At 56.7% G+C, this 22,024-nt stretch carries 20 protein-coding genes and 1 other RNA gene; 13 read left to right on the top strand and 8 right to left on the bottom strand.

All coding sequences use genetic code 11. The features are described 5' to 3' along the window. The first annotated feature begins 153 nt into the window (after window positions 1-153). Window positions 154-1,539, top strand: a complete 1,386-nt coding sequence (locus H6F46_RS10800; RefSeq protein ID WP_190355226.1) for an aminopeptidase P family protein — start codon at window positions 154-156, stop codon at window positions 1,537-1,539. Window positions 1,540-1,606: 67 nt separating this feature from the next. Here H6F46_RS10800 and H6F46_RS10795 read toward each other — a convergent pair whose 3' ends face one another. Continuing rightward, window positions 1,607-3,625: a GAF domain-containing protein gene (locus tag H6F46_RS10795; protein ID WP_199291506.1), complete on the bottom strand. Its 2,019-nt coding sequence runs from the start codon at window positions 3,623-3,625 to the stop codon at window positions 1,607-1,609. 551 nt (window positions 3,626-4,176) lie between these two features. On the opposite strand from H6F46_RS10795, the gene H6F46_RS10790 reads away from it, so the two are divergent. From H6F46_RS10790 to H6F46_RS10780, 3 genes are all read left to right on the top strand, one after another. Next, on the top strand, window positions 4,177-5,964 hold the full coding sequence (locus tag H6F46_RS10790; RefSeq protein ID WP_190355228.1) for a peptide ABC transporter substrate-binding protein: 1,788 nt from the start codon (window positions 4,177-4,179) through the stop codon (window positions 5,962-5,964). A gap of 83 nt (window positions 5,965-6,047) precedes the next feature. Further along, window positions 6,048-6,144, top strand: an RNA gene (gene ffs, locus H6F46_RS10785) — signal recognition particle sRNA small type. A gap of 421 nt (window positions 6,145-6,565) precedes the next feature. Next, window positions 6,566-7,081: a hypothetical protein gene (locus H6F46_RS10780; protein WP_190355229.1), complete on the top strand. Its 516-nt coding sequence runs from the start codon at window positions 6,566-6,568 to the stop codon at window positions 7,079-7,081. A gap of 27 nt (window positions 7,082-7,108) precedes the next feature. Here the strand turns inward: H6F46_RS10780 and H6F46_RS10775 are convergent, their stop codons facing one another. From H6F46_RS10775 to H6F46_RS10765, 3 genes are all read right to left on the bottom strand, one after another. Further along, on the bottom strand, window positions 7,109-7,423 hold the full coding sequence (locus H6F46_RS10775) for a hypothetical protein (protein WP_190355230.1): 315 nt from the start codon (window positions 7,421-7,423) through the stop codon (window positions 7,109-7,111). A gap of 257 nt (window positions 7,424-7,680) precedes the next feature. Further along, entirely contained in the window at window positions 7,681-9,801 is a 2,121-nt protein-coding gene (gene ftsH / locus H6F46_RS10770; protein ID WP_277874059.1) for an ATP-dependent zinc metalloprotease FtsH, read from the bottom strand. A gap of 206 nt (window positions 9,802-10,007) precedes the next feature. Then, window positions 10,008-10,481: a VOC family protein gene (locus H6F46_RS10765; protein ID WP_242027895.1), complete on the bottom strand. Its 474-nt coding sequence runs from the start codon at window positions 10,479-10,481 to the stop codon at window positions 10,008-10,010. Window positions 10,482-10,671: 190 nt separating this feature from the next. On the opposite strand from H6F46_RS10765, the gene H6F46_RS10760 reads away from it, so the two are divergent. Both H6F46_RS10760 and H6F46_RS10755 read left to right on the top strand, forming a co-directional pair. Further along, window positions 10,672-11,457, top strand: coding sequence for a TIGR00297 family protein (locus H6F46_RS10760; RefSeq protein WP_099532579.1), 786 nt, complete (start codon window positions 10,672-10,674; stop codon window positions 11,455-11,457). Beyond that, the gene (locus H6F46_RS10755; protein ID WP_190355232.1) at window positions 11,358-12,392 is read left to right on the top strand and encodes a CHAD domain-containing protein; all 1,035 of its coding nucleotides are present in this window, start codon (window positions 11,358-11,360) and stop codon (window positions 12,390-12,392) included. The genes H6F46_RS10760 and H6F46_RS10755 overlap by 100 nt, the downstream gene beginning before the upstream one ends. A 50-nt stretch (window positions 12,393-12,442) precedes the next feature. Here the strand turns inward: H6F46_RS10755 and H6F46_RS10750 are convergent, their stop codons facing one another. After that, on the bottom strand, window positions 12,443-12,982 hold the full coding sequence (locus H6F46_RS10750; protein ID WP_190355233.1) for a hypothetical protein: 540 nt from the start codon (window positions 12,980-12,982) through the stop codon (window positions 12,443-12,445). A gap of 398 nt (window positions 12,983-13,380) precedes the next feature. Here H6F46_RS10750 and H6F46_RS10740 point away from each other — a divergent pair, with 398 nt between their 5' ends. Continuing rightward, on the top strand, window positions 13,381-14,646 hold the full coding sequence (locus H6F46_RS10740; protein WP_242027907.1) for a ferrochelatase: 1,266 nt from the start codon (window positions 13,381-13,383) through the stop codon (window positions 14,644-14,646). Here H6F46_RS10740 and H6F46_RS10735 read toward each other — a convergent pair. Beyond that, the gene (locus H6F46_RS10735) at window positions 14,643-15,446 is read right to left on the bottom strand and encodes a PD-(D/E)XK nuclease family protein (RefSeq protein WP_190355234.1); all 804 of its coding nucleotides are present in this window, start codon (window positions 15,444-15,446) and stop codon (window positions 14,643-14,645) included. The two genes, H6F46_RS10740 and H6F46_RS10735, sit on opposite strands and share 4 nt — an antisense overlap. Window positions 15,447-15,633: 187 nt before the next feature. Here H6F46_RS10735 and H6F46_RS10730 point away from each other — a divergent pair, with 187 nt between their 5' ends. The 5 genes from H6F46_RS10730 (at window position 15,634) to H6F46_RS10710 (ending at window position 18,973) form a co-directional block, all read left to right on the top strand. Further along, window positions 15,634-16,812, top strand: a complete 1,179-nt coding sequence (locus H6F46_RS10730) for an anhydro-N-acetylmuramic acid kinase (protein WP_190355302.1) — start codon at window positions 15,634-15,636, stop codon at window positions 16,810-16,812. Window positions 16,813-16,874: 62 nt separating this feature from the next. After that, a complete protein-coding gene (locus H6F46_RS10725; protein WP_099532538.1) occupies window positions 16,875-17,315 on the top strand; it encodes an HHL1-like protein in 441 nt (146 codons plus the stop codon). A gap of 166 nt (window positions 17,316-17,481) precedes the next feature. Beyond that, entirely contained in the window at window positions 17,482-17,838 is a 357-nt protein-coding gene (locus H6F46_RS10720; RefSeq protein WP_099532537.1) for a hypothetical protein, read from the top strand. A gap of 140 nt (window positions 17,839-17,978) precedes the next feature. Further along, window positions 17,979-18,542: a peptide deformylase gene (def, locus tag H6F46_RS10715; protein WP_190355235.1), complete on the top strand. Its 564-nt coding sequence runs from the start codon at window positions 17,979-17,981 to the stop codon at window positions 18,540-18,542. A 236-nt stretch (window positions 18,543-18,778) separates the two neighbouring features. Continuing rightward, window positions 18,779-18,973 carry a hypothetical protein gene (locus H6F46_RS10710; RefSeq protein WP_099532535.1) on the top strand — a complete coding sequence of 65 codons (195 nt, stop codon included), beginning with the start codon at window positions 18,779-18,781 and terminating at the stop codon, window positions 18,971-18,973. Between the two features lie 34 nt (window positions 18,974-19,007). Here the strand turns inward: H6F46_RS10710 and H6F46_RS10705 are convergent, their stop codons facing one another. Beyond that, window positions 19,008-19,745, bottom strand: coding sequence for an HAD family hydrolase (locus H6F46_RS10705; protein ID WP_190355236.1), 738 nt, complete (start codon window positions 19,743-19,745; stop codon window positions 19,008-19,010). A gap of 1,187 nt (window positions 19,746-20,932) precedes the next feature. Here H6F46_RS10705 and H6F46_RS10700 point away from each other — a divergent pair. Further along, on the top strand, window positions 20,933-21,193 hold the full coding sequence (locus tag H6F46_RS10700) for a Mo-dependent nitrogenase C-terminal domain-containing protein (RefSeq protein WP_190355237.1): 261 nt from the start codon (window positions 20,933-20,935) through the stop codon (window positions 21,191-21,193). A gap of 57 nt (window positions 21,194-21,250) precedes the next feature. Here H6F46_RS10700 and H6F46_RS10695 read toward each other — a convergent pair whose 3' ends face one another. After that, window positions 21,251-21,952 (bottom strand): diacylglycerol/polyprenol kinase family protein, encoded by a 702-nt coding sequence (locus H6F46_RS10695; protein WP_190355238.1) that lies wholly within the window; start codon window positions 21,950-21,952, stop codon window positions 21,251-21,253. Between the last annotated feature and the right edge of the window lie 72 nt (window positions 21,953-22,024).

Genomic DNA, 22,024 nt, shown 5'->3' with positions numbered 1-22,024 from the left:
ATTGCCTGAAATTAATAACCTGGAGCTAATAGCCTAGAACCAATAACCTGGAACCAATAATCCGAAATTAATAACCTAGGCCCCATAGCCTGAAATTCAATGCCAATCAGCGAGCAACAATCAGAAACAGAGATCAGCAACAGAGATCAGAACATGAGTGATTACAGTTTTGTCGATGGGTTGCGCGATCGCCGTCGCCGGTTAAGCGATCGGGTGTCGTTTCCGGTGGCCCTGTGGTCTGGGCAAGGGGCGGCGCGAAATTTTCCCGCCAATCGCTATCCTTTTCGGGCCAGTAGTCATTTTTTATATTTTGCGGGTCTGTCCCTTGAGCGGGCTGTGCTGCTGATCCTGGACGGGCGCTCCATTCTGTTTTGGGATCAGCCCACGGTTGATGATGCGTTGTGGCATGGGCCGGAACCCTCGCGGGCGGAATTGGCGGCCCAAATGGGAGCGGAGGATGCCTATCCCCTGGCGGAGCTGGCGAGCTATTTGGGCGATCGGGTGGCGGAGGTAGCCACCATTGCGGTGCAGTCGCCTGCGGCTCGGGCCCATCAGGAAACATTGCTGGGGCGATCGCTCCCCCAACCGGCCCAGGCGAACGGCCCCGATGGGGCCCTGGTGGATGCGATCGTGGCGGTGCGATCGACCCAGGATCCGATGGCCCTAGGGGAGTTGCGGCGATCGGCGGCGATCGCGGTGGCGGCCCACCGGGCCGGCCTCGCGGCCACTCGCCAAGCCCCCAGGGAAGCGGCCGTGCGGGCGGCGATCGAAGCCACTTTGATCGCCCAAGAGGCTTGCCCTGCCTACAACAGCATTGTCACCACCCGGGGCGAAGTGCTCCACAATGAGCGCTATCACCACCCCCTCACGCCGGGGGATTTGTTGTTGGTGGATGCGGGGGCTGAGGTGGCCAGCGGCTGGGCTTCCGACATTACCCGCACCTGGCCCGTATCGGGGCAGTTTTCCGCCACGCAGCGGGCAATTTATGAGGTGGTGCTGGCGGCCCATGATGCGGCGGTGGCGGCGGTGCGGCCGGGGGTGGAATACCGCGACATCCACCACAAGGCGGCTTGGGTGTTGGTGGAAGGCCTGGTGGACTTGGGCATTTTGCGAGGACAACCGGCGCAGTTGGTCGATCGGGATGCCCATACGCTGTTTTTTCCCCATGGTGTGGGTCACCTGTTGGGGCTGGATGTGCATGACATGGAGGATCTGGGCGATCGCGCGGGTTATGCACCCGATCGCCAACGCAGTGAGCGGTTTGGCTGGTGCTTCCTGCGGCTCGATCGCCCCTTGGAGGTGGGCATGGTGGTGACGATCGAACCCGGTTTTTATCAAGTGCCGGGCCTGCTGCAAGACCCCGCTCGGCGCGATCGCTATGACGACTGTGTTGATTGGGAACGGTTGGCCCAATTTGCCGATGTGCGCGGTATTCGGATTGAGGATGACGTGTTGGTCACGGCGACGGGGCCGGAGGTGCTCACGGCCGATTTGCCCACGGATCCCGACCAAATTTGCGCGCTGATCACTGGTGCTTAGCGGGTTCAAAAGTCAGCCTCAAGTCTGGCTCCTGGACTGACGGGCGCTTCAGTCCAGGAGCCAGCCCCTAGCTAGACAGCAACAGAGACGGCATCGATCGCCCACCACCATTGGGCAGCATGGGCGGTATGGGTCGATCGCCCAAATTACCCCGAATCAGAAATCGATCGGGCAAATCCGCCGCCGATTCTGCCTCCTCCAACGCAGGCGGCGCAGGGGGCAACTCCACCACAAAGGTCGTGCCCTGATTGGGTTCCGACTCAAACCAAAGCCGCCCCCCATGCTGCTCCACAATGGTTTGGTAGGCGATCGACAGGCCCAACCCCGTCCCCTGCCCGATCGGCTTCGTACTAAAGAAAGGATCCAAAATGCGATCGTGCACCGCTTCCGGAATGCCGAGGGCATTGTCTCGAATCCGAATCACTGCCCGTCCGCTGGCCGGATCCAGGGCCGTGACCAGCCAAATGGTGGGGCGTTCCTCCTTGGCTAACCATGGGGGCGACTCGATCGCCACCGTCAAAGCATCGATCGCATTTTCAATCAGCGCCGCCAACGCCTGATTCAGCGGGCCCGGATAGCAAGTGATGGCCGGCAGTGCTCCCCACTCATGAATGAGCTGAATCGAATGGAGTTGATCACCGCTGCGCAAAGCATTCAGCCGCCCTTGAAACAACACCAAGGCACTATCCAAACTCTCGTTGAGGTTAATGCTCTTGACAATTGCCTCATCCAACCGCGAGAAAGCCCGCAGCGATCGAACAATCTTTTGGATTCGCTCCACGCCCGATCGCATTGATTGCAGCATTCGTGGCCAATCCTCAGCAATGTAAGCAGGATCCACCTCTTCCACCAACGCTTCCACCTCAGCCGCAGGAGCCATCCCCGATCGCGCCCACTCCGCTTGGTAGACATTCACCAAATTCAACAAATCCTGGATATAGTGCCCCGCGTGGGCCAAATTGCCCGCAATGAAGGCCACCGGATTGTTCACCTCGTGGGCCACCCCCGCCACCAACTGTTCCAGCCCCGCCAACCGTTCCGCCTGCACCAACTGGGCCTGCTGCCACTTCAGGGCCTGCAACGCCGCCTCCAACTGAGCCGCCTTATCCGCGAGCTTGTCCTCCGCTGCCTGTCGCCGCCGAATTTCCGCCTGGGCCTGTTCATACAGTTCCGCCTGCAACACGGCCACGGCCAACTGATGGGACAACCGCTCCAACAAATGAATTTCGTTCGGATGCCACTGGCGCGGACTATGGCAGTGGTGAGCGATTAACAGACCCCAGAGCCGGCCATGGTCAGAGATGGGCAACACCAAATTAGCCCGCACTTGGAACCGACGCAGCAAATTGCGATGGCACTCGCTCAGGGGAGCCGTTTCAATGTCGCTGATGGCGCTAATGCGTCCCTGTTGGTAATCCTGGGCGCGGCTGATCTGAAAGCAGGTGTCCTCGATCGTCACATCCAACGACGCATCCCAGCCCTCGCCCACGGATTCGGCCACCACAATGCCGCTCCAGTCGGGGTTAAAGCGATAGACCACCACCCGATCGGTCTGCAGCAGTTGGCGCACCTCATTCACCGCCGTGCTCAACACCGCCGTCAAGTCCAGGTCTTGGCGAATGCGTTGGGTCACGCCGCTCAGGAGTTGTTCCTCTTGCAATTGCCGATTTTGGCGCTTGCGGGCTTCCACCGCTTCAGTCACATCCGTTTGCACGCCGATGTAGTGGGTCAAGTGGCCCGCCGCATCATGCACGGGGCCGATCGAAAGGCGATTCCAAAAGGGCCGGCCATCCTTGCGGTAATTGAGCAACACCACCTCACAGGCCTCGCCCCGGCGAATGGCCTGGCTGAGTTGCTCCACCGCCACCGGATCCGTGTCAGGCCCCTGCATAAACCGACAGTTACGCCCCAACACCTCTTCCCGGCGGTAGCCTGTCATGGTCTCGAAGGCTTCGTTGCAATAGATCAGGGGGCGATCGGGCCGGCTCATATCGGCGATCGCAATGCCACAACTGGCCGAAGCCATCGCCCGTTCATACAACTCCAGGGTCACCGGCAATAACCCTGGACTCGCTTGATTTTCCATAAGCCTCCAAGCTTCAGGATCTGACTCGTCCTCTGATTGGTTTGTGGTTTGCCATCCGGCCAAACATTCAGAACCATTCAACAGCGCCGTTGAATCTTCAGACACCCTCTCGGATGACTGGGCATTCATGGTGTTTTCCGCCGCACCCTGCAACGACAAACAGCGTTCAAGGTCAATCCCTGGTGGATCCCGAATCCTTCATTGTTCCGGGCCAGTCCACGGTGATCAAGAGCTTGGTTAAAAAATTTCGCGATTCACCCGATTCAAATGCTGTTGATTAGGATTGGTTTTCACAGAATTTTATTTCCCTAATCTCATTCTAGAAGTGATTTCAGGAAATGATTGGGTCGGCGGCGGCCACCGGCCACGGAGCGATGGGAGCGATGGGAGCATTACAGGAGAATTGTGGGGGAGTTGCGGGAGCATTGCGAGAACGTGGTGGGAATGTTGCGAGAACGTTGATCGATCGCCCGAGACAGACCAAGGCAGACGGATTATTGTTGGCTGTTATTGTGGTTTTCGATTGATGTTGTGGTGTCTGGTGGCGATTCATGCCTAACCTGTTTTGGCCTCGGAAATGGACAAGGGCGATCGCTCCGGCTCGATCGCCCCAGTTGCGTCAGTCGTTGGGGGCGATCGGGCTGGTGGCCAGCTTGCTGGTGGGGGGCTGTGGCGGCGGCGCATCCACCAACTCCGCCAACCGTCCCAGCGCCAGCGGCCCGGCGGATAAAACCCTGAAGTTGCTCTATTGGCAAGCCCCCACCATTTTGAATCCCCACCTGGCCACAGGAAATAAGGATTTTGACGGGGCGCGCGTGGTCTATGAACCCCTCGCCAGCTACGACAAAACGGGCAAATTGGTTTTGTTTTTGGCGGCAGAAGAACCCACCCTGGCCAACGGTGGTGTGGCCAAGGACGGGCGATCGGTCACTTGGAAACTAAAATCCGGCGTGAAGTGGGCCGATGGCAAACCCTTCACCGCTGAGGATGTGGTCTTTACCTATGAGTTTTTGAGCGATCCTAAAACCGGCGCGGCCACCCTCACGGACTATGCCATGGTGAAATCGGTGCGGGCGATCGATCCGCAAACGGTGCGGATTGAATTCACAGCGCCCACGGCCAGTTGGTCTCAGCCCTTCACTGGCTACAACGGCATGATTTTGCCCAAACACATTTTTCAGGACTATGTGGGAGCCAGGGCCAAGGAAGCACCGGCCAACCTGAAACCGATCGGGACGGGCCCCTATCAAGTGGAGTCCTTTAAGCCGGGTGATTCGATCGTCTACAAACCGAACCCCAACTACCGCGATCGGGCCAGCCTCGCCTTCGAGCAGGTGGAAATCAAAGGCGGCGGCGATGCCACCTCGGCCGCCCGGGCCGTGCTGCAAACCGGCGATGCCGACTATGCCTACAATCCGCAGGTGGAAGCGCCGATTTTGAGGCAACTGGAAAGCGGCGGCAAGGGCAAACTGCTGGCCGTGACCGGGGCCCAATCGGAACGGATTCACTTTAACTTCACTGACCCCAACCGGGCCACTGCCGACGGGGAGCGATCGAGCGTGCAGTTTCCCCACCCCTTCTTCACGGATAAAACCGTGCGCCAGGCCTTTGCCCTCGCGGTCGATCGCGCCACCATCGCCCAACAGCTCTATGGCCCCACCGGCAATCCCACAGCCAATTTGATCATCGCTCCCCAGCAGTTTGCCTCACCCAACAACCAAGTGGAATTCAACCTGCAAAAAGCAGCCCAACTGTTGGATCAAGCGGGTTGGAAAGACACCAACGGCAACCAAATTCGCGACAAAAACGGCGTGGAAATGCGGGTGCTGTTCGTCACTTCGGTGAATCCCCTGCGCCAGAAAACCCAGGAGATTGTGAAGCAAGCTTGGGAGTCGATCGGGATTGGCGTGGAACTGAAATCCGTGGATGCCGGAGCCTTCTTCTCCGGTGACCCGGCCAACGCCGACACGGTAAACCGCTTCCAAGCCGATTTGCAGCTCTACACCACCGGCAACACCTCCCCGGATCCCAGCGCACACCTGAAATGGTGGACTTGCGCCGAAATTGCCAGCAAAGCCAACGACTGGAACCGCAATAACTACACCCGCTATTGCAACTCAGCCTATGACCAAGCTTGGGCCAAAGCCGACCAGGAATTGGATCCGATCAAACGGCAGGCGGCCCTGATTGCCCTCAATGACCAACTGATTCAGGATGTGGCCCTGATTCCCCTCATTGCCCGGGCCAAAGTGGGAGCCGTCAGCGATCGATTGCAGGGCGTGGATCTCACCCCTTGGGACAGCGACACCTGGAACATCGCCACCTGGAAGCGTCCCTAACCCTCCATCCATCCATCGGGTTCAGAAACCGCCGAGTTTCTCGCCCTTGCGTTAACGGGGGCCCTTCATGGTATGGTTATTGCGACCTGGACCCGCGCAATCCCAACGCCCGAACCGTGTCAGAGCCGGAAGGCAGCAGCACTAAGGGATGCTTGAGATAGGCGCGGTCTCCGGGTCTCTTTTTTTGTTGATTGCTTTTGCTGATTGCTTCTGTTTATTGCTTCTACTTATTTTTTGTTCGTATTCAATCTTGTAAAGTACCCCGATCAATCGCGGGATGGATCGCCGGATAGATCTCGGGATAGATCTCGGGACGCATTGCGGGATAAGTCGCGGGACACATCACGGGACACATCGCGGGATACATAAATCAACGGGCGAATTTCCTGAGTTGTTGATGAATCCAACAACCACAGACCTGAATTGCATAGGATTGAAGTATTCAGCCTGTTGAACTGAAACCGAGACAGTCCTAGCGAAGGCTGAGGTACTGGTTTTGGCAGCCGATCGATCGGGAACGTCTCAGCGGCAGCCCAGTTCAATCACCAGGGTCAGGGCGCGGGGATTCGCGATCGCACAGCCACTAGGAGCGTAATTAACAATGATGGAGCGGCATCATGGGGCCAGGCAGGCGGCCCAACAGGCCTTCTTAGAGGCCCTCGAACGCCTACGGGAAAATCTGACCGATCCTGAAGATGCGGCCGCCCTTGACACGGTGGAACCCAAAGCAGCCCCCAGCCCCCAGGCCGCAACCGAAACCGCACCTCCCGCCAACCAGGAAATTACCCTGGAGGATTTGGAAGCGGCGATCGAGGACATTGAGCGCTATATGGGCAGCCAGTACCCACAGGACGAAGACCCCCAGGCTCCCGTAAATCCTGAAGATCCCGAAAATTCCGAGAATCCCGAAAGCTCTGAAAATTCCAAGGTGGCACAGGGTGAGGCAAGCAACCCCGATCGCCCCTTGGATCAAGGGATGGAACCAGCGGCCGAAACACCCGATCTGGCAGACCCCAACGCGCTATGGGCGGAAATTTTGTTGGGACTGGAGCAAAAGACCGCTCCTCCGCCACCGCCTGCGCCCCCCGATCGGCGGCGCTCAGGGGAAACCCGTTGAGTGGTTCCCTCAACGATTAGTGAGCCTTTAGCCGCGCCGCCCCTCTGCGATGCCCTCGATCGCCTCAAAGTAGTCTGCGGCCTCTTGCCACACTTCCCGAAATGACATGGCTCCCGATCGCTCGTTGGGCGACACCAGATGTTCCCATTCGGCAATGTAACTGGTCACTAAATCCACCATCGGTTCACTGATGCTGCTGGTGGGCATTCCCGCTCCGGCAAACCGATAGACCTGATCGGTGGAAAAAGATTGCAGTTGAAACCCTCCCGGCTGGGTGATGGCTTGGTAGGGGCCAATTTGCACGGACGTTTGCGGGGACGGGGCGGGCTGTTCGATCGTCATGGTTCCAAGCAATGGGGAATTGGGGGGCAATGGGAGGCGATCGGCTTGGGCAGCGATCTCATTGGATTTCAATCAATCCATTCAGGCCAAGCAAACTAAGTAAGTCGGGACGATTAATCGAGATCAAGCCAACGCGATCGACCCAAAGCAATCGATTGTGATTAACCGATTTAGAGCAATCAAACCAACGCGATCGACCCAAAGCAATCCAGATCAATTCAGGGTGATCGATCCAGAGCGATCGGGCGATCGCGGCCCTAAACCCTGGCCGCAGCCGGGTTGCCAACATTGCTGGCTTGACGCATTTGTCGATCCTCCGGGTAATCCTTGTCGGGAATTGGGACGTAGGAACGAACAATTTTGCGGAATTCATCCCCTTCGATCATTTCTTCGTCGAGCAGTTGATCAACCAATCGATCGACCAGTTCTCGATGCTCACGGAGGATCTGACAGGCCTTTTCGTAGCAGTTGACGGCAATTTCCCGCACGGCGCGATCGATTTTGGCGGCCACCTCTTCGGAATATTCCGGCTGCGACATCCAACCTCGTCCCAAAAACACCTCGCCCGATTGGCTTTCCAGGGCCAACGTACCCAGATCAGACATGCCATAGCGAGTGACCATTTCGCGGGCTAAGGTGCTGACCACCTTCAGATCGTTGCTGGCTCCGACGGTGATTTCGGAATCGCCAAACACTTCCTGCTCGGCCGCCCGTCCCCCCAGGGTCATCACAATTCGATCGAGAATCCAAGCACGGGTATAGAGACCGCTATCCACCATTTCTTCATTGAAAACCTGTTGGGCAAACCCACCAATGCCGCCCGATCGGGGAACGATCGTCACCTTATTCAACGGGTCAGAATGCTTCAGCAGCGTCATCAACAGGGCGTGGCCCACCTCGTGATAGGCAATCAAGCGTTTTTTCTTGCTATCCAACAGGGGAGCCAACTTCAGGCCAATGGTGATCCGGTCGATCGCGTCGTCAATTTCCTCCAGGCTGATGGCCGGCTTCCGTCGCCGGGCCGTCAAAATCGCCGCCTCGTTGAGCAAATTCGCCAAATCGGCCCCCGCAAAACCGGGAGTGCGCCGGGCGATCGCCTCGATCGACACGCCTTCTTCAACTTTTTTGGTGCGAGCATGGACTTGCAAAATCGCCAGCCGACCCGTGTAACTGGGCAGATCAACGGTAATTTGGCGATCAAACCGGCCCGGTCGCATCAGGGCCGAGTCCAGCACATCGGGGCGGTTCGTGGCGGCAATAATAATCACCCCCGAGTTGCCCTCAAACCCATCCATCTCAGTCAGCAGTTGGTTGAGGGTTTGTTCCCGTTCATCGTTGCCGCCGCCAATGCCCGCGCCCCGTTGGCGACCCACCGCATCAATTTCATCAATGAACACAATGCAAGGGGCGCTCTCCTTTGCCTTGCGGAACAAGTCCCGCACCCGAGACGCTCCCACCCCCACGAACATTTCCACAAATTCTGAACCGGACATGCTGAAAAAGGGCACGCCCGCTTCCCCGGCAATCGCCTTGGCCAAAAGGGTTTTGCCCGTTCCCGGCGGCCCCACCAACAACACCCCGCGCGGAATCTTGGCCCCCACGGCCGTGAAGCGTTCCGGCTGCTTCAGGAAAGTCACCACTTCCTGTAGCTCCTCCTTGGCTTCCTCCACCCCGGCCACGTCATCAAAGGTCACGCCGGTTTTGGCTTCCATCTGAAACTTGGCACGGGATTTGCCAAAGTTCATGGCCTGGCCCGAAGCGTTGGCCGTGCGGCGCACAATGTTCACCAGTAGGGCAATCACCAACCCCACAAACAGCAAATTGGCAATGAGACTGAGGGCTGCGGTGCGATCGACCGACTCTTGCACCGAGAGTTCCACCCCCTTCGCCCGGGCAATTTCGATCAATTCCGGGTTGCGCTCAAACAGGGTCACTTCGTAGGGCGAGCTGGCGCGACCATTTTGATCCAAAAAGACCCGGGCCAGTTGTTCTGCGGGAAACAGATCAATCCGCTTGACCTGACCCGCCTCCAACTTTTCCATCAGATCGCCATAGGTGAGGGTGCGGCCGCGGCGCTGGTTGGCAGGCTGATTGGCCGGTTGGTTGGCGGATGGGCCCGTTGTGGAAGTCGCTTCCGAAGAAGATCGATCGTTATGTTGGCCTTGGGCCAGTTGACCTTGGGCTAAGGCGGGCGCGGTCACCGTCAACAGGTTAAACAGCAGCAGGGCCGAGGCGATCGCCCGTCGCCGACGATGGCGCGATCGGGTGGGTAGGATCCATGAACCGGGATGCCCCCCACCGGTTCGATCGGCCTGCGATCGGTTGGCGGTGTGGTGCGATGATTCCGAGGGAGATCCCATTCCAAAAAAGCGCATCATGCTGAAAGCTGCTGGCGGTGTGGACTGTTTCTAGTCTAGCTTGCTCCGTCTAGGCCCTTGGCGGTTTGCACAGCCCGGTTCGATCTCTGGGTCAGTGTTTGATCGGTGTCTGATCGGTGTCTGATCGGTGTCTGATCGGCGGATCGGGGCAATCTGCGATCGGCGCAAGCGTTCGATCGGGGCAAGCGTTCGCAATTCCCAGGCTTTTAGCGATCGCCCACCCGTTGGTCATCAACGGCCCCAAAAATTGCCTCAGGATGGACATAGTGTTTAAATTCCAGCAAATTGTGGAACGGATCGGCTAAAAATGCCGTGTAATGCTCCAATTGCTCCCCAGGAAACCGACGGCGCGGGGGCTGTTCAAAGGTGAGTTGTTTGGCCTCGGCTCGATCGATTAAGGCTTGCCAGTCGGCCAAGGCCGCAAACACCAACCCAAAATGGCGCGGATAGATCCCCTTTTGCGGTTGGCAAGCCCCAGGACTCACGTGGGCCACAATTTGGTTGCCATAGCAATTCAAAATCAGCGAGTTGGTCCCCTCGCGTCCAGCGGTGCAACCTAGCCCATCAATATAAAAGGCCTTGGTTTGGGCCAGGTCGGCCACCGGAAAGGCCAAGTGAAACAGGGCGATCGCCCGGGGATTTTCGGAACCGAAGGGTTGACCCGTGGGAGTTACTTCCAAATTTGCGGGAGTAGCTACGGCCCCGGTTGCTGAGGCCCCGGTTGCTGAAGTTATCGCTGTTGAAGTGATCATGATGAGAACGGTTTAGAGAAATTGCCAAAGTCAGAGGGAGCCACCATCCACCTGATAGCATGACAGAAGAAGTCTGAAGGAAAAGGCTGCCGTGGATTTCAGCGCGATCGCAACGCCCATTACCCAGCAAGCGACCCAACACCCTTGGCTCACGGCCGCAGTGCTGAACACGCTGCTGCTCACCCTAGTGGCGATCGCCCCCAAAAAACTGCTCACGCCGGCCGGCATTGTCCATGCTTGGATTTTGGGTGTGTTGGTGTGGGGTTGCATGGGCTGGCCGGGCTATGCCGTGGTAGGGTTCTACTTTTTGGCGGGGTCGGCCGTCACTCGGGTGGGTTTGGCCCGCAAGGAAGCCGCTGGCATTGCCGAGAAACGATCGGGCGCAAGGGGCCCGGAAAACGTTTGGGGATCGGCCCTGGGTGGGGCCCTCTGTGCCGGGGCGATCGGGCTGTTATCCTTAGCCGCTGACCAGGCGATCGCCCAAACCTGGATCCCCCTTCTCAGTTTGGCCTATGCCGCCAGCTTCAGCGCCAAACTCTCCGACACCTGCGCCAGCGAAATTGGCAAAGCCTATGGCCGGCGAACCTTTTCGGTGATTTCCTTTCAGCCCGTGCCGCCGGGAACCGAAGGAGCCGTCAGCCTGGAAGGAACCCTGGCCGGTTTTGCCGCCTCGATCGCCCAAGCCCTTGTGGCCTGGGGTGTGGGCTTAATTTCTCCCTTCGGAATTTTGGGATGCGCGATCGCCGCATTCCTGGCTACAACAGTGGAAAGTATTGTGGGCGCGACTTGGCAGGAGCAGCAACCGTGGTTAACAAACGAAGTCGTGAACGGTCTGCAAACCCTGCTGGCGGCCCTGCTGGCGATCGCGATCGGGTGGCCGGCGATCAGCCCGATCAGCCCCTAAACTCGCCCGCCGACCCCAACTCCCGCAGCCTTGGGGCCACGGCCCAAGCCGCGATCGAAAAGCATTGGGCCAAGGCCGGTCGCCACGAAGCCGCCGTCCTCAAAGACCAGGATCCCGAAGAGCTACACCAAATGCGCGTGGCCCTGCGACGGCTGCGATCGGCCATTGTGGGTTTTGCCGTGGCCATTGACCTGCCCAAACGGGCCAGCGAGCGGGCCGTGGGACAAGTGGCCAGAATTTTGGGAGAACTGCGCGATTTGGACGTAATGGACGAAGCCTTGCGCGATCGCTACCTGCAAAACCTGCCCCCGGAAGAACAGCCCCTTTTGCAAGCGGTTCGCGAAGAGCTGGCCGGTCAACGCCAAAAAGCCTTCGGTCGCGTCAGCAAAACCCTGCAAAAACGCGAATGGCCCGCCATCAACACAGCGCTGGGGCGTTGGATTGCCCAACCGCGCTTGCGACCCGCCGCCGATTGGCCCGCCGTGGTGGTGGTTCCCGATTTGCTGTTGCCCATTTTGTCCCACTGGTTAATGCATCCCGGCTGGTTGGTGCAAACCGAAGGGCGATCGGTCACGGATCTTTCGCTGTTGGAGTGGGCGGTGATCCATGACCTGCGCAAGGTGGCCAAGCGGGTGCGCTACCAAATGGCCCTTTTTACCGATTTCTATGGCAGTGACTACGAGCAATTGCTCGACACCATTGGCGATATCCAAACCGTGTTGGGCGATTTGCAAGATATCGCTGTGCTGGAAAACTTTTTGGTGAAAACGATCGGGATTCAGTGGGCCACTGATGCGCCCGTTTGGGCTGGATTGCTGGAACAACAGCGCGATCGAGCCTGGGAAAACTGGCTGCAGCTCCAGAAGCAGTTCGATCGCCCCAATCAACGGGAACGGATCCGAGACGTGGTAAATCGTCCGCGCCTCAACTCCTAACCATTGGCTGACTGTCTGAGTCGTTTCAAGCCTTAAAGGACATTAATCCCTTAAGCTGTGCCATCCTCGCCCAGACCATACCAACCTTGGAGATAGGTTTGCAGCATGGTGGCGGCCGTCGTGCGGCTGGGGGCCCGATCGGGCACAGACCACCACCCCCAGGCGCGATCGGGCGATCGCCAAAAAGCCTGATGGGCCAAGGGGGGATCAGCCCAAAACTGCGCCCGCCCGGGCCCCAACCAAGCGGAACTGCGGTGCGTCCATTGATCGTGGCTGAACCGATAAATCGGCAGTCCCCCCGGCAGCGCCACCCCCCAACCATCCCAGGCAAACACCCCCCGCACTCGCCCACCGCGCCGCTGCCAAGCCTGGGCGGCTCCCAAGGCTGCCACCACGCCCGCACTGAAGCCAATTAGCCCGATCGCCCGTTGGGGATCGATCGCCCGCAGCGCCTCCAGCACCCGATCGCCCTGATAGGTGGCCTCCCAAATCACCAAGGGCTGGGGCCAGGCGGGTTTCCAGGTGGCTGCTAAAAACTGTTCCGTCGCCGATCGATCCGCAAAGCCGGGACAAATGCAACAAATCGGCATGGCGGCCTGGGTGTGTTGGGGCTGAGGTCTGGACGCTTGAGCCTCGCAAGTCAGTGGAGCGTCATTTTGAGGGCCATGGAGTTGAAAATCAGGGGCTTGGCCGATTCCATTGCAACAATTGCCAGCGCCCCAAGCATTTGCATACTTATTTGAATTTTTCATGGAGATTGTTATCCCATTTCCCATTAATGTTTGCATTTAATGATCAAGCATTACAAAAAGACAAGGAATCTGTTCAAGATCTCCAAAGAAACTTGTCTTCTTCTCAAGAATTTCCCTCAACCGGTTCCGATTGACCAACTGAAATCTGATTCCGCTTTCATAATAGAAATGAATCCCCCCACGAGGCATTTGTTGTGGCTGCGTCTTCCCAAAAGGCTGAAGGTCAATCCCCCCTGATGGCAACCCAAATCAGCGCGATCGACCCATCAGAAGTCGAAATCGGGCCCGGCGACGATCGGGTAGCCGTTTTGCTGATGGGCTATGGCGAAGTGGAATCCTACGCGGATTTTGCCAATTACAACGAACAGGCTTTGAACCTGTTGACGGCCAAATTTGCTCCAGTTCCCCAATGGGTTTATCCACCCCTGGCGAAATTATTGGCGGCCTTTGATTTGCATGAGTGGAGTCACCAACATGGTCAATTTATTTCTCCCCACAATGCAATTTTTGAGCGCCAACGATCGGGCATTGAGCAAGCACTCCAACAACGTTGGGGCGATCGAGTCTCGGTGTTTAAGGCGTTTAACTTTTGTCGTCCCCATTTGCCCGAGCAAGTTTTGGCAGAAATTCGCGATCGGGGATTTAGCAAGTTACTGATTTATCCCTTGCTGGTAGTGGACTCCATTTTCACCAGTGGGATTGCCATTGAGCAGGTGAACCGGGCCTTGAGTCAGTTAACCGATGGCAACACCCATTGGGTGCGATCGATGCGCTATCTCCCATCGTTTTATGACGAGGCTAGCTATATTCAACTGCTGGCAAAGTTGGTGAGCGAAAAAATTGATCGGGACTGGCGATCGCACTTTTTGCCATCGCAAATTGGGATTGTGCTGCTGAATCATGGTTGTCCCCATGAAGCCAAGGGATTTGTGTCAGGAATTGCCGAAAGCCAAGCCCTGTATGAATCGGTGCGTCGGGAGCTGATCACTCGCTATCCCCTGATTTCGATCGGCTGGCTCAATCACGATACGCCCATGATCGATTGGACACAGCCCAATGCTCAATTGGCTGCTCGCAATTTAATTGAACTGGGAGCTAAGGCAATTTTGATGGCCCCGATCGGGTTTGCCACCGAAAACCATGAAACATTGCTGGATGTGGACCATATTTTCCTGGCACTCCAGCGTCAATATCCTGAGGTGGTTTATCAACAATTACCCTGCGTGAATGATCACCCTGAGTTTTTGACCATGGCAGCGGATTGGGTTGATCCTCTAATTACGGAGTTATTGGCAGAAACCAGCGCTGTGATTCATTTCGCTGGGTTCGATCGCTCCAGCCTCGATTCCGAGCATCATCACCACCAAAGCCATAGCCATGATCACAGTCATGATCACGGTCATGATCATGGGGACAATCACAGTCATGATCATGGTGGCAACCACAGCCATCATCATGGCCATTCCCATGATCACGCTCATCATCAACATTCCCATCATTAAGGTTTCAAATTCAGCGACAGTTGCAGAATTGAAGCGGGATGATTCGGTGTTGGAATTGGCTCGGGGCTGGTGGTTTGGGCTGGGCAATATTGTTTGTAATGACACTGATCGCAATGGGTTCCGGGATTGGGTTCCCAGGCGCGATCGGTTCGTAATCGCTGGGCCAAGTCTGCAATCACCGCCTGGGCTGCGATTAGCCGTTCTTCGGTGACGGGAATTCGCACCGATTCTCCGGGCCGCAAAAAAATGAGGTTGATGTATTTCAACTCTCGTTCCCATTGTTGATTAATGGCGATCGCGTAGAGGCCCACTTGCATTGTGAGCTGATCGAAATCTGGCTCCACAAATTGCCGTGAGGTTTTGTACTCAATTAGCTCAAGGGAATCTAAATCAAACCAATCGAGGCGATCGAGCCGACCCGTGAGGGCAAATTCCAAATCATTGATTTGTAATCGACCTTGAATTTTTGCCTCCGTAGCCAGGGGTTTGAGGAAGCGATCGCTCGGTTCAATCCAGTGATGGAAATAGCGCACCAAAATATCGTAGCCCTCAGCAATTTGACGCTCCGTGAGGCCAGCGGTTTCCTGAGTCCAGCAAGCATCAATCCAACTGAGTCCTGGTTTTTGGGGATAGCTATAGTCCCAATCGCGGTAAATTCGCGTGAGTGCTCCATGGAGCGATCGCCCCAGGGCCGCGCCTCCAAAACCCGCCGTCGGAATTTTATATTCATAGCGAAATTGATATCGAGCGGGACAGGTTTGGTAGGTGGTTAATTTGGCCGGTGAGAGTCGATAGGACATTTGGCTTCAGAGGGCTTCAGAAAAACCGGGAATTTTTAACCGCAGGATCTATCACAGGATCTACCGCAGAATCTACCGCAGAATCTATAGACTAAATAAGAATTGGGAGCCGATGCTTAATTTCGGTTAGATTTGCTTAGATTTAAGGCATAGCTTCAATTTTAAGACCTCCAAAATGGCCATGGGAATGCGAGCGATCGGGTTAATGAGCGGCACCTCCGTTGATGGAATCGATGCGGCATTGGTGGAACTGTCGGGGACGGAAACGGACTTGGAGGTGAAGTTGCTCCGTTCCGAAACCTTTGACTATCCAGCGGCCTTGCGATCGCAAATTTTGGCGGTTTGTGCCGGTGAATCCCTGTCCATGGCGGCCATGGCCCAGTTGGACGACGCGATCGCCCGGGAATTTGCGGCGGCCGCCAAAACAATCCAAACGGCCCAACCGGACTCACAACCCATTCGCTTCATCGGTTCCCACGGACAAACGGTGTTCCATCGGCCACCCCAAACGGTCGACGAACAACCCTTGGGCTACAGCTTGCAGTTGGGTCGCGGCAGCGCGATCGCCCACTGGAGCGGCATCACCACCGTCAGCAACTTTCGGGTAGGTGACTTGGCCATGGGGGGCCAGGGTGCGCCGTTAGTGCCTCGGGTGGATGCTTACCTGTTGGGGGATGAGCAGGAATGTCGCTCTGTGCAAAATATTGGCGGCATTGGCAATGTGACCTATCTCCCGGCTCGGCGGGGGTTTGCCAATTTGACGGCGTGGGAGGGGGCCGTTTGGGGTTGGGACACGGGGCCGGGCAATGTGTTGGTGGATTTGGCGGTGCAACACCTGACGGACGGGGCCCAAACCTTCGATCGCGATGGAGCCTGGGCGGCCCAAGGGCAAATTTCAGATTCCCTGGTGGCCCAGTGGCTGGCGGATCCCTTCTTTAGTCAGGAGCCGCCCAAGTCCACGGGACGCGAGCACTTTGGCCCGGACTGGTTGGCCCGCAGTCGCCAAGCGGCGATCGCCCTGGGTCTGTCCGATGCCGATTGGTTAGCCAGCCTCACGGAACTGACGGCCCGTTCCATTGCCGACAGTTACCGCAACCACTTGCCCCAACTGCCCGATCGGGTCTTGGTCTGTGGGGGCGGCAGTCGCAATCGCACCCTCTGGGCCCGTTTGCAACAGCATTTGGGATCAATCCCGCTGGAAACCACAGATCAATGGGGACTCTGTGCCAGCAGCAAGGAGGCGATCGCCTTTGCGGTTTTGGGCTACTGGCGACTGCTCGATCGCCCCGGCAACCTGCCCGCCGCCACGGGAGCACGGCAATCCGTACCCCTCGGCGAGGTGTGGCCCGCCCCCAGCGCAGGGTAAACTCGATGGCAGGTTCGTAACAAAACATTTCAAATCTGAGTTTTCCCCTGGAGGCCCCACCCTTGGCAACCCCCACCGGATTCGGCAAGCCCAAAGCCCAACCCAAAGCAAAATCGAACGATCGCCGCGCCGCCGCCGCCAGTCAGCTTGATGAGATGCGATCGAAGGGAATGCCGGAATTTGAAGTTTACGTGCGGGTCAAAGACCAGAAACCCTGGTACCCGGTTGGGGCCTTGGCGGTGAACCGCAGTAATCAAATTAACCAGGCCATCTTTGCCAATGAAAATGACCTGCGCCAAGGGGCGTTCCGTCTTTTTCCGCGCCTGAAAAAACAGCAAGGCAACTTGGAATATGGCTATCGGATTAAGGCCTACAAGGACGATCCGATTACCCTTGCGGTTCAACCCACGTCGGTGTTGCCTGGGCCGCTGCAAGGGGCGATCGACCAAGTGCGGGAAGGTCTGGGCAGTTTGGTCAGTCGATTCACGGCTCGCCGCTCTTAGATCATCATTTCCTAGCCTATGGCACAGGTTCAAACCGGCCTCACGACCTGGGGCGATCGGGCAGTGACCACCACTGGGATTGCCCCCAGGATCGACCATCAACGCAATTTGGCTAAGATGGTGGCCTACAGAAGCATTGGACTCTTTCACCAGGAGAGCGATCGGCATGGCCCAACCCGTTCCGCCCGTCATTTTGGCCCCCGTTGAAGATTTGGATCGCGAACGCCAATGGCTGGAGCAGTCCCTCGCAAACCTCCTCGACTCGGAATATATTCCCGAGGCCGTGAACAGCCAAATTGCCCGCGTAGCCGCCAATGCCTATATCCGTCAACGCATGGAAGGCGAGGATGATATTGATGGCATTGCGATCGCGATTTTGACGGAAATGCAGGGGTTTGACTTTTCCAAGAGCTTTTTCAGTGAATTTGCGATCGCCAATGCGGTGAGTGAGCTACTGCTCGATCGGATGGGCATTGAACCCTGTTGTGGTCGCGGCCGCTTTGATCCGCCGGCCGCTGCTTAGGTGGCTGCTTGGGTATGAATGGGTTGCGACTTGGGCGTTGCTGCCAGCCAGCCGCAACCCTGAGCACCAGTCCACGGAAAAAACCAATCTTTCGATAGGATGGGAAGGCAGAAAGGTAACCGCCAAAGACCGCCCCACCCATGACCGCGAAAGTATTGGTTGAGAAGAAAAAGCTAAAGAATCCGCCCCTTGAGATCCACACCCTGGGCGATCGGGTGCTGCGTCGTCCGGCCAAGCGCGTGGCCAAAGTGGATGCTGAAGTGCGCAAAATCGCTGAAGACATGCTGAAAACCATGTACAGCGCTGACGGCATTGGCCTTGCGGCTCCCCAAGTGGCGATCGACAAGCAGATTATTGTGATTGACATCGAGCCAGACAAGGCCGATGTGGAACCCCTAATTTTGATCAACCCCGTGGTGAAGTCCGCAGGCGGCCCCCTGGAATGCGACCAAGAAGGTTGCCTCAGCATCCCGGGAGTCTATTTGGATGTGGAGCGCCCCACCCAAGTTGAAGTGGCCTACAAAGATGAAACGGGCCGCCCGCGCACCCTCAAGGCCGATGGACTTTTGGCCCGCGCCATTCAGCACGAAATGGATCACCTGAATGGGGTGATGTTTGTCGATCGGGTCGAAAACGAGCTGGCCTTGACCACAGCCCTCAAGGAAAAAGGCTTTGTCTATGGCGATGTGCGTCCTATGCGCTAATGCGGAGGAGCTGCGCCAACCGATTTCACACCGTGGCCTAGCCCAGCAACCGAAGTTGCTGGGCTAGGGACGGAATCCCCAAACCTACCGGGATCGAGAGGATATCAGCCAGGCCATTTCAAGAAAGCAGTTTCAAGAAAGCCATTTCAAGAAGGCGATCTCAGGCCAGTTCAGGCCAATGCCGGCCCAGATTTTTCAGCAAAAATTCAGCAAAAATTCGGAGCAAATCAAAACCCATGCTGACTCCTAAGAGTGGCTTATTTTTGGCGATCGCCTGCGTTGCCGCGATCGCAGCGGTGGGTTGTGTATTTGAACTCACGTCCGGCGAACCGGAGTTGGGAACCGTCACCACGGGAACCATTCTGGGCTTGAGCATCCCTGTCACGATCGCCAGTTTCTTTGGGGCCATCAAAAACGCCCAACAGGATTAGGGCTAGCCTGTCCCATCACCCGCGACCCTAGCCCCTAGGAGCCAGTTCTCGGCAGGCTACCTTCGCGCGGCAGCGTTGTTTTGGTGGCTCGGTTCGTTTTCGCAATGATGTAGTCGATCGCTCCGGCCAGATTCGGGGCGATCGCGTCGGGTTCATACCCTTCCAGGCGATCCCGATCGCGAATTCCGCTGAGCACACCCACAATCGGGATTTGAGCCGATCGAGCCGCCGCAATATCCGCCTCCGTATCTCCCACCATCCAAGTCAGGGCTGCGGGCGGCAACTCGCCCATGGCTTTGGCCATGAGTTTGGGCTTGTCTTCCACGTCGCGGGTTTTCACATAGTCATTCGGCAGGCAATAGCGGCGATCGGGTGTGAAGAACCGAGCCAATCCACACCGCTCCAGCGCTTCATCCAGTTCCCGAACCCGGCGCATTGTCATTACCACCAGTTCCCAGCCCATGTCTTGGGCCCGCTCCAGTGCTTGGATTGCACCGGGAACCGGTTGATCCAGCGACATATATTCCATGCGGTGAACCGTGTCCCGCCGCAGTTGGGCAAATTGATCCGCTTGGGTTCCATCCAAACCCGATCGCACACCAATTTCAGCCTCTTTGACTTGGGCCCGTTTCAGGTTCCAAAATTCCCGCTTGGACAAACGGTGGATTTCCTGACCCGATCGAGCAATTTCCCGCAAACAGTATTGATAGACCTGGTAATACCGTTCTGAAACATCCGCGATCGGGCCGTCAAAATCCGTAATCAGTCTCATATGCCACTAGTGACCTGATGATGGGCAAGCGAATTTCGCAATCAATTTGCAAACTGATTGCCTTGGCTCGCCCTTAGGTTTGTTAAGAGTTGTAATGAAATCTATCTAATGACAATTCACCCCATTCGTCAATTGAAAGGGTCGTTATAATCACCGATCGTTCATCGAAATATTCAATGGCTTGATCCAAGATTGCTTATTTTCATTCTCAATAACCCTAATTTTTAAGCAGTTTCCGACAGCATTTCTGCGCCCTAGACTGGCGCTGATTCCCGATCGTTACTGTCGATCGCCCTTGCCGATCGTCACTGCAATCACGCGCAGCCATTCCCCATTGCCCTAACGCAGCGGCACGCTTCACGGCGGTCACGGACGCTCAAAATTCACAATGATCATTCACCACTAAAATTCATATCGAGTTCGAGTTAGCAAAACCGGTGAAAAATTTGGCACAAATTCGCGTTCAATGAAGCGGCAATTTGGCAGTAACTCCCCCAGAGTCTGGCGCTGATTTGCCCAAATGTGCCTGCGGAGCCAGCCCTAAACGGCCAAATATTGCGCGTTTGGCCATGATCGATCAAGGGGATGCTCTTACGACGTGATCCCCTGAATTTGCGGCTCAGCCCCGATCGGGCGGCCGATGGTCATTTGAGCCACGATCGGGACTGTTACGAAACATTTCAGAAATAATGCTAATATGAAGTTGCCCTTAACAAGTTCCAGGGCAACCCCCCAAAAGTCACGCTTTTAGACCCCCACTTCACCAAGTCTTTACGCAAAAACGGCAAATTTTATACGTTTCTTTAACTGGGTCTGGCTTAGACTTTTTAAGCTGAAATCGAGGCAAGGGGAGTGTATCTTGCAATGAGCCTTGAAGTATGGCCTGCTCTCACGTCAAATCTCGATCGCACGAAGCGAAATTACCCCAAAGCCTCATCGGTTTTCGCAACAAATCGGTTGTTTTTGTGCCCAGCCAAACAGGATCTTGGTTTGCAGCTTGTCCGCTGTACCTGTTGAGACATCATCTGAGTCTCTGAAGCATTGCTCAACCTGACTCGAACGGTTTTTCCAAAACGGCTACCCCCATTCATCAATTTTGGTCGGTGGCTGCGGCATCCAAACTCGGTGTGCCCCCTTTGCAATCACGACGCTTCAGCGTCACTTGTTAGCTTTCTTCAACTTTCCAGATGTTCCAACTTCTCCAATTCCTTCGTGACAGCATCGATCGCATTGAAATCCGCGATCGGGAAATGGCCCTTTTGATCTATCGCCTCATCCCCAGCCAATGCCCCTTTGCTCGGGACGTGAAGTTGTTTGGGCGCTTATTGTTTCGGATTCCGCCCCTGTGCAAGCTGAATCCGCTCTATGAACAGTTGATGGGGCTGCGATTCCGCGCCACTTGCTATTTGGTTGACCAATGCGGCGTAGATCTGCTGGCTTTGGGTTAACCAACACTGGGCTAATCAACGGTTCACCAACTAACCAGCGCACCAACTAGCCAACAATCAAAGCCAGAGCCGATCGCCCAACAGGGCAATCACGCTGCTCGCAATGGGCACGGTGAGGTTGTCGATTCCCCACTTGGAGAAGGCTTCCAACCCCGTTGCCAACCCGGCAATTCCCAGGGCGATCGCCCCAGCCGGCCAACTGAACCCTTGGGTGCTAAACAAAATACTGGCGGCCACCAGAAAACTAACGATGGCCATGGTGGCACTACCTTCCCAACTTTTGGTGATGCCGCCTAATTGATATGGATGGCGGCCAAACCGCTGCCCCACCAGGGCCGCCAACCCATCACCCCAGGCCATGACCAAAATGCCCAGCGCTGCATATTGGGGGCGATCGGCCGGCCAGCAAAGGGCAATGACAAGACCAATGCTGATGGCATAAAACAGCGTGCCCAAACTCCGGCGACCTACGCCGTTCACGCTGGGGAGCAGGGGTAGGTGATAGGACAGCCAGGCCCCCAAGGCGGCCAACAGAGAGGCCGTGATCCCCACCCAGGCCGGAATTTGCAACCACCAGGCCAAGAGCAACACATGGCCGGTGCTGATATGTACCACTTTGCGCCCCACTTCGGGCCCAGCAACCTGGCGGCGATAGAGCCATTCGGCGGTGAAGATGGTGGCTCCCAACCAGGCGGCCACTAGGGCGATCGACCCCAGCAAAGAGGGTGTGAGGTTGAGGTGAGGATCAAGAAAAGACATGGGAGTTGCAACGCAGCCGAACCCGATCCACTCTAGCCTGGATTGCGGCGCTCCCGATTTCCCCAACTGGGA

The organism is Limnothrix sp. FACHB-1083 (assembly GCF_014696485.1).
Lineage (GTDB): Bacteria > Cyanobacteriota > Cyanobacteriia > CACIAM-69d > CACIAM-69d > CACIAM-69d.
Note: the sequence above shows the minus strand (reverse complement) of the source record. Positions and strands in the feature narration are given on the sequence as shown.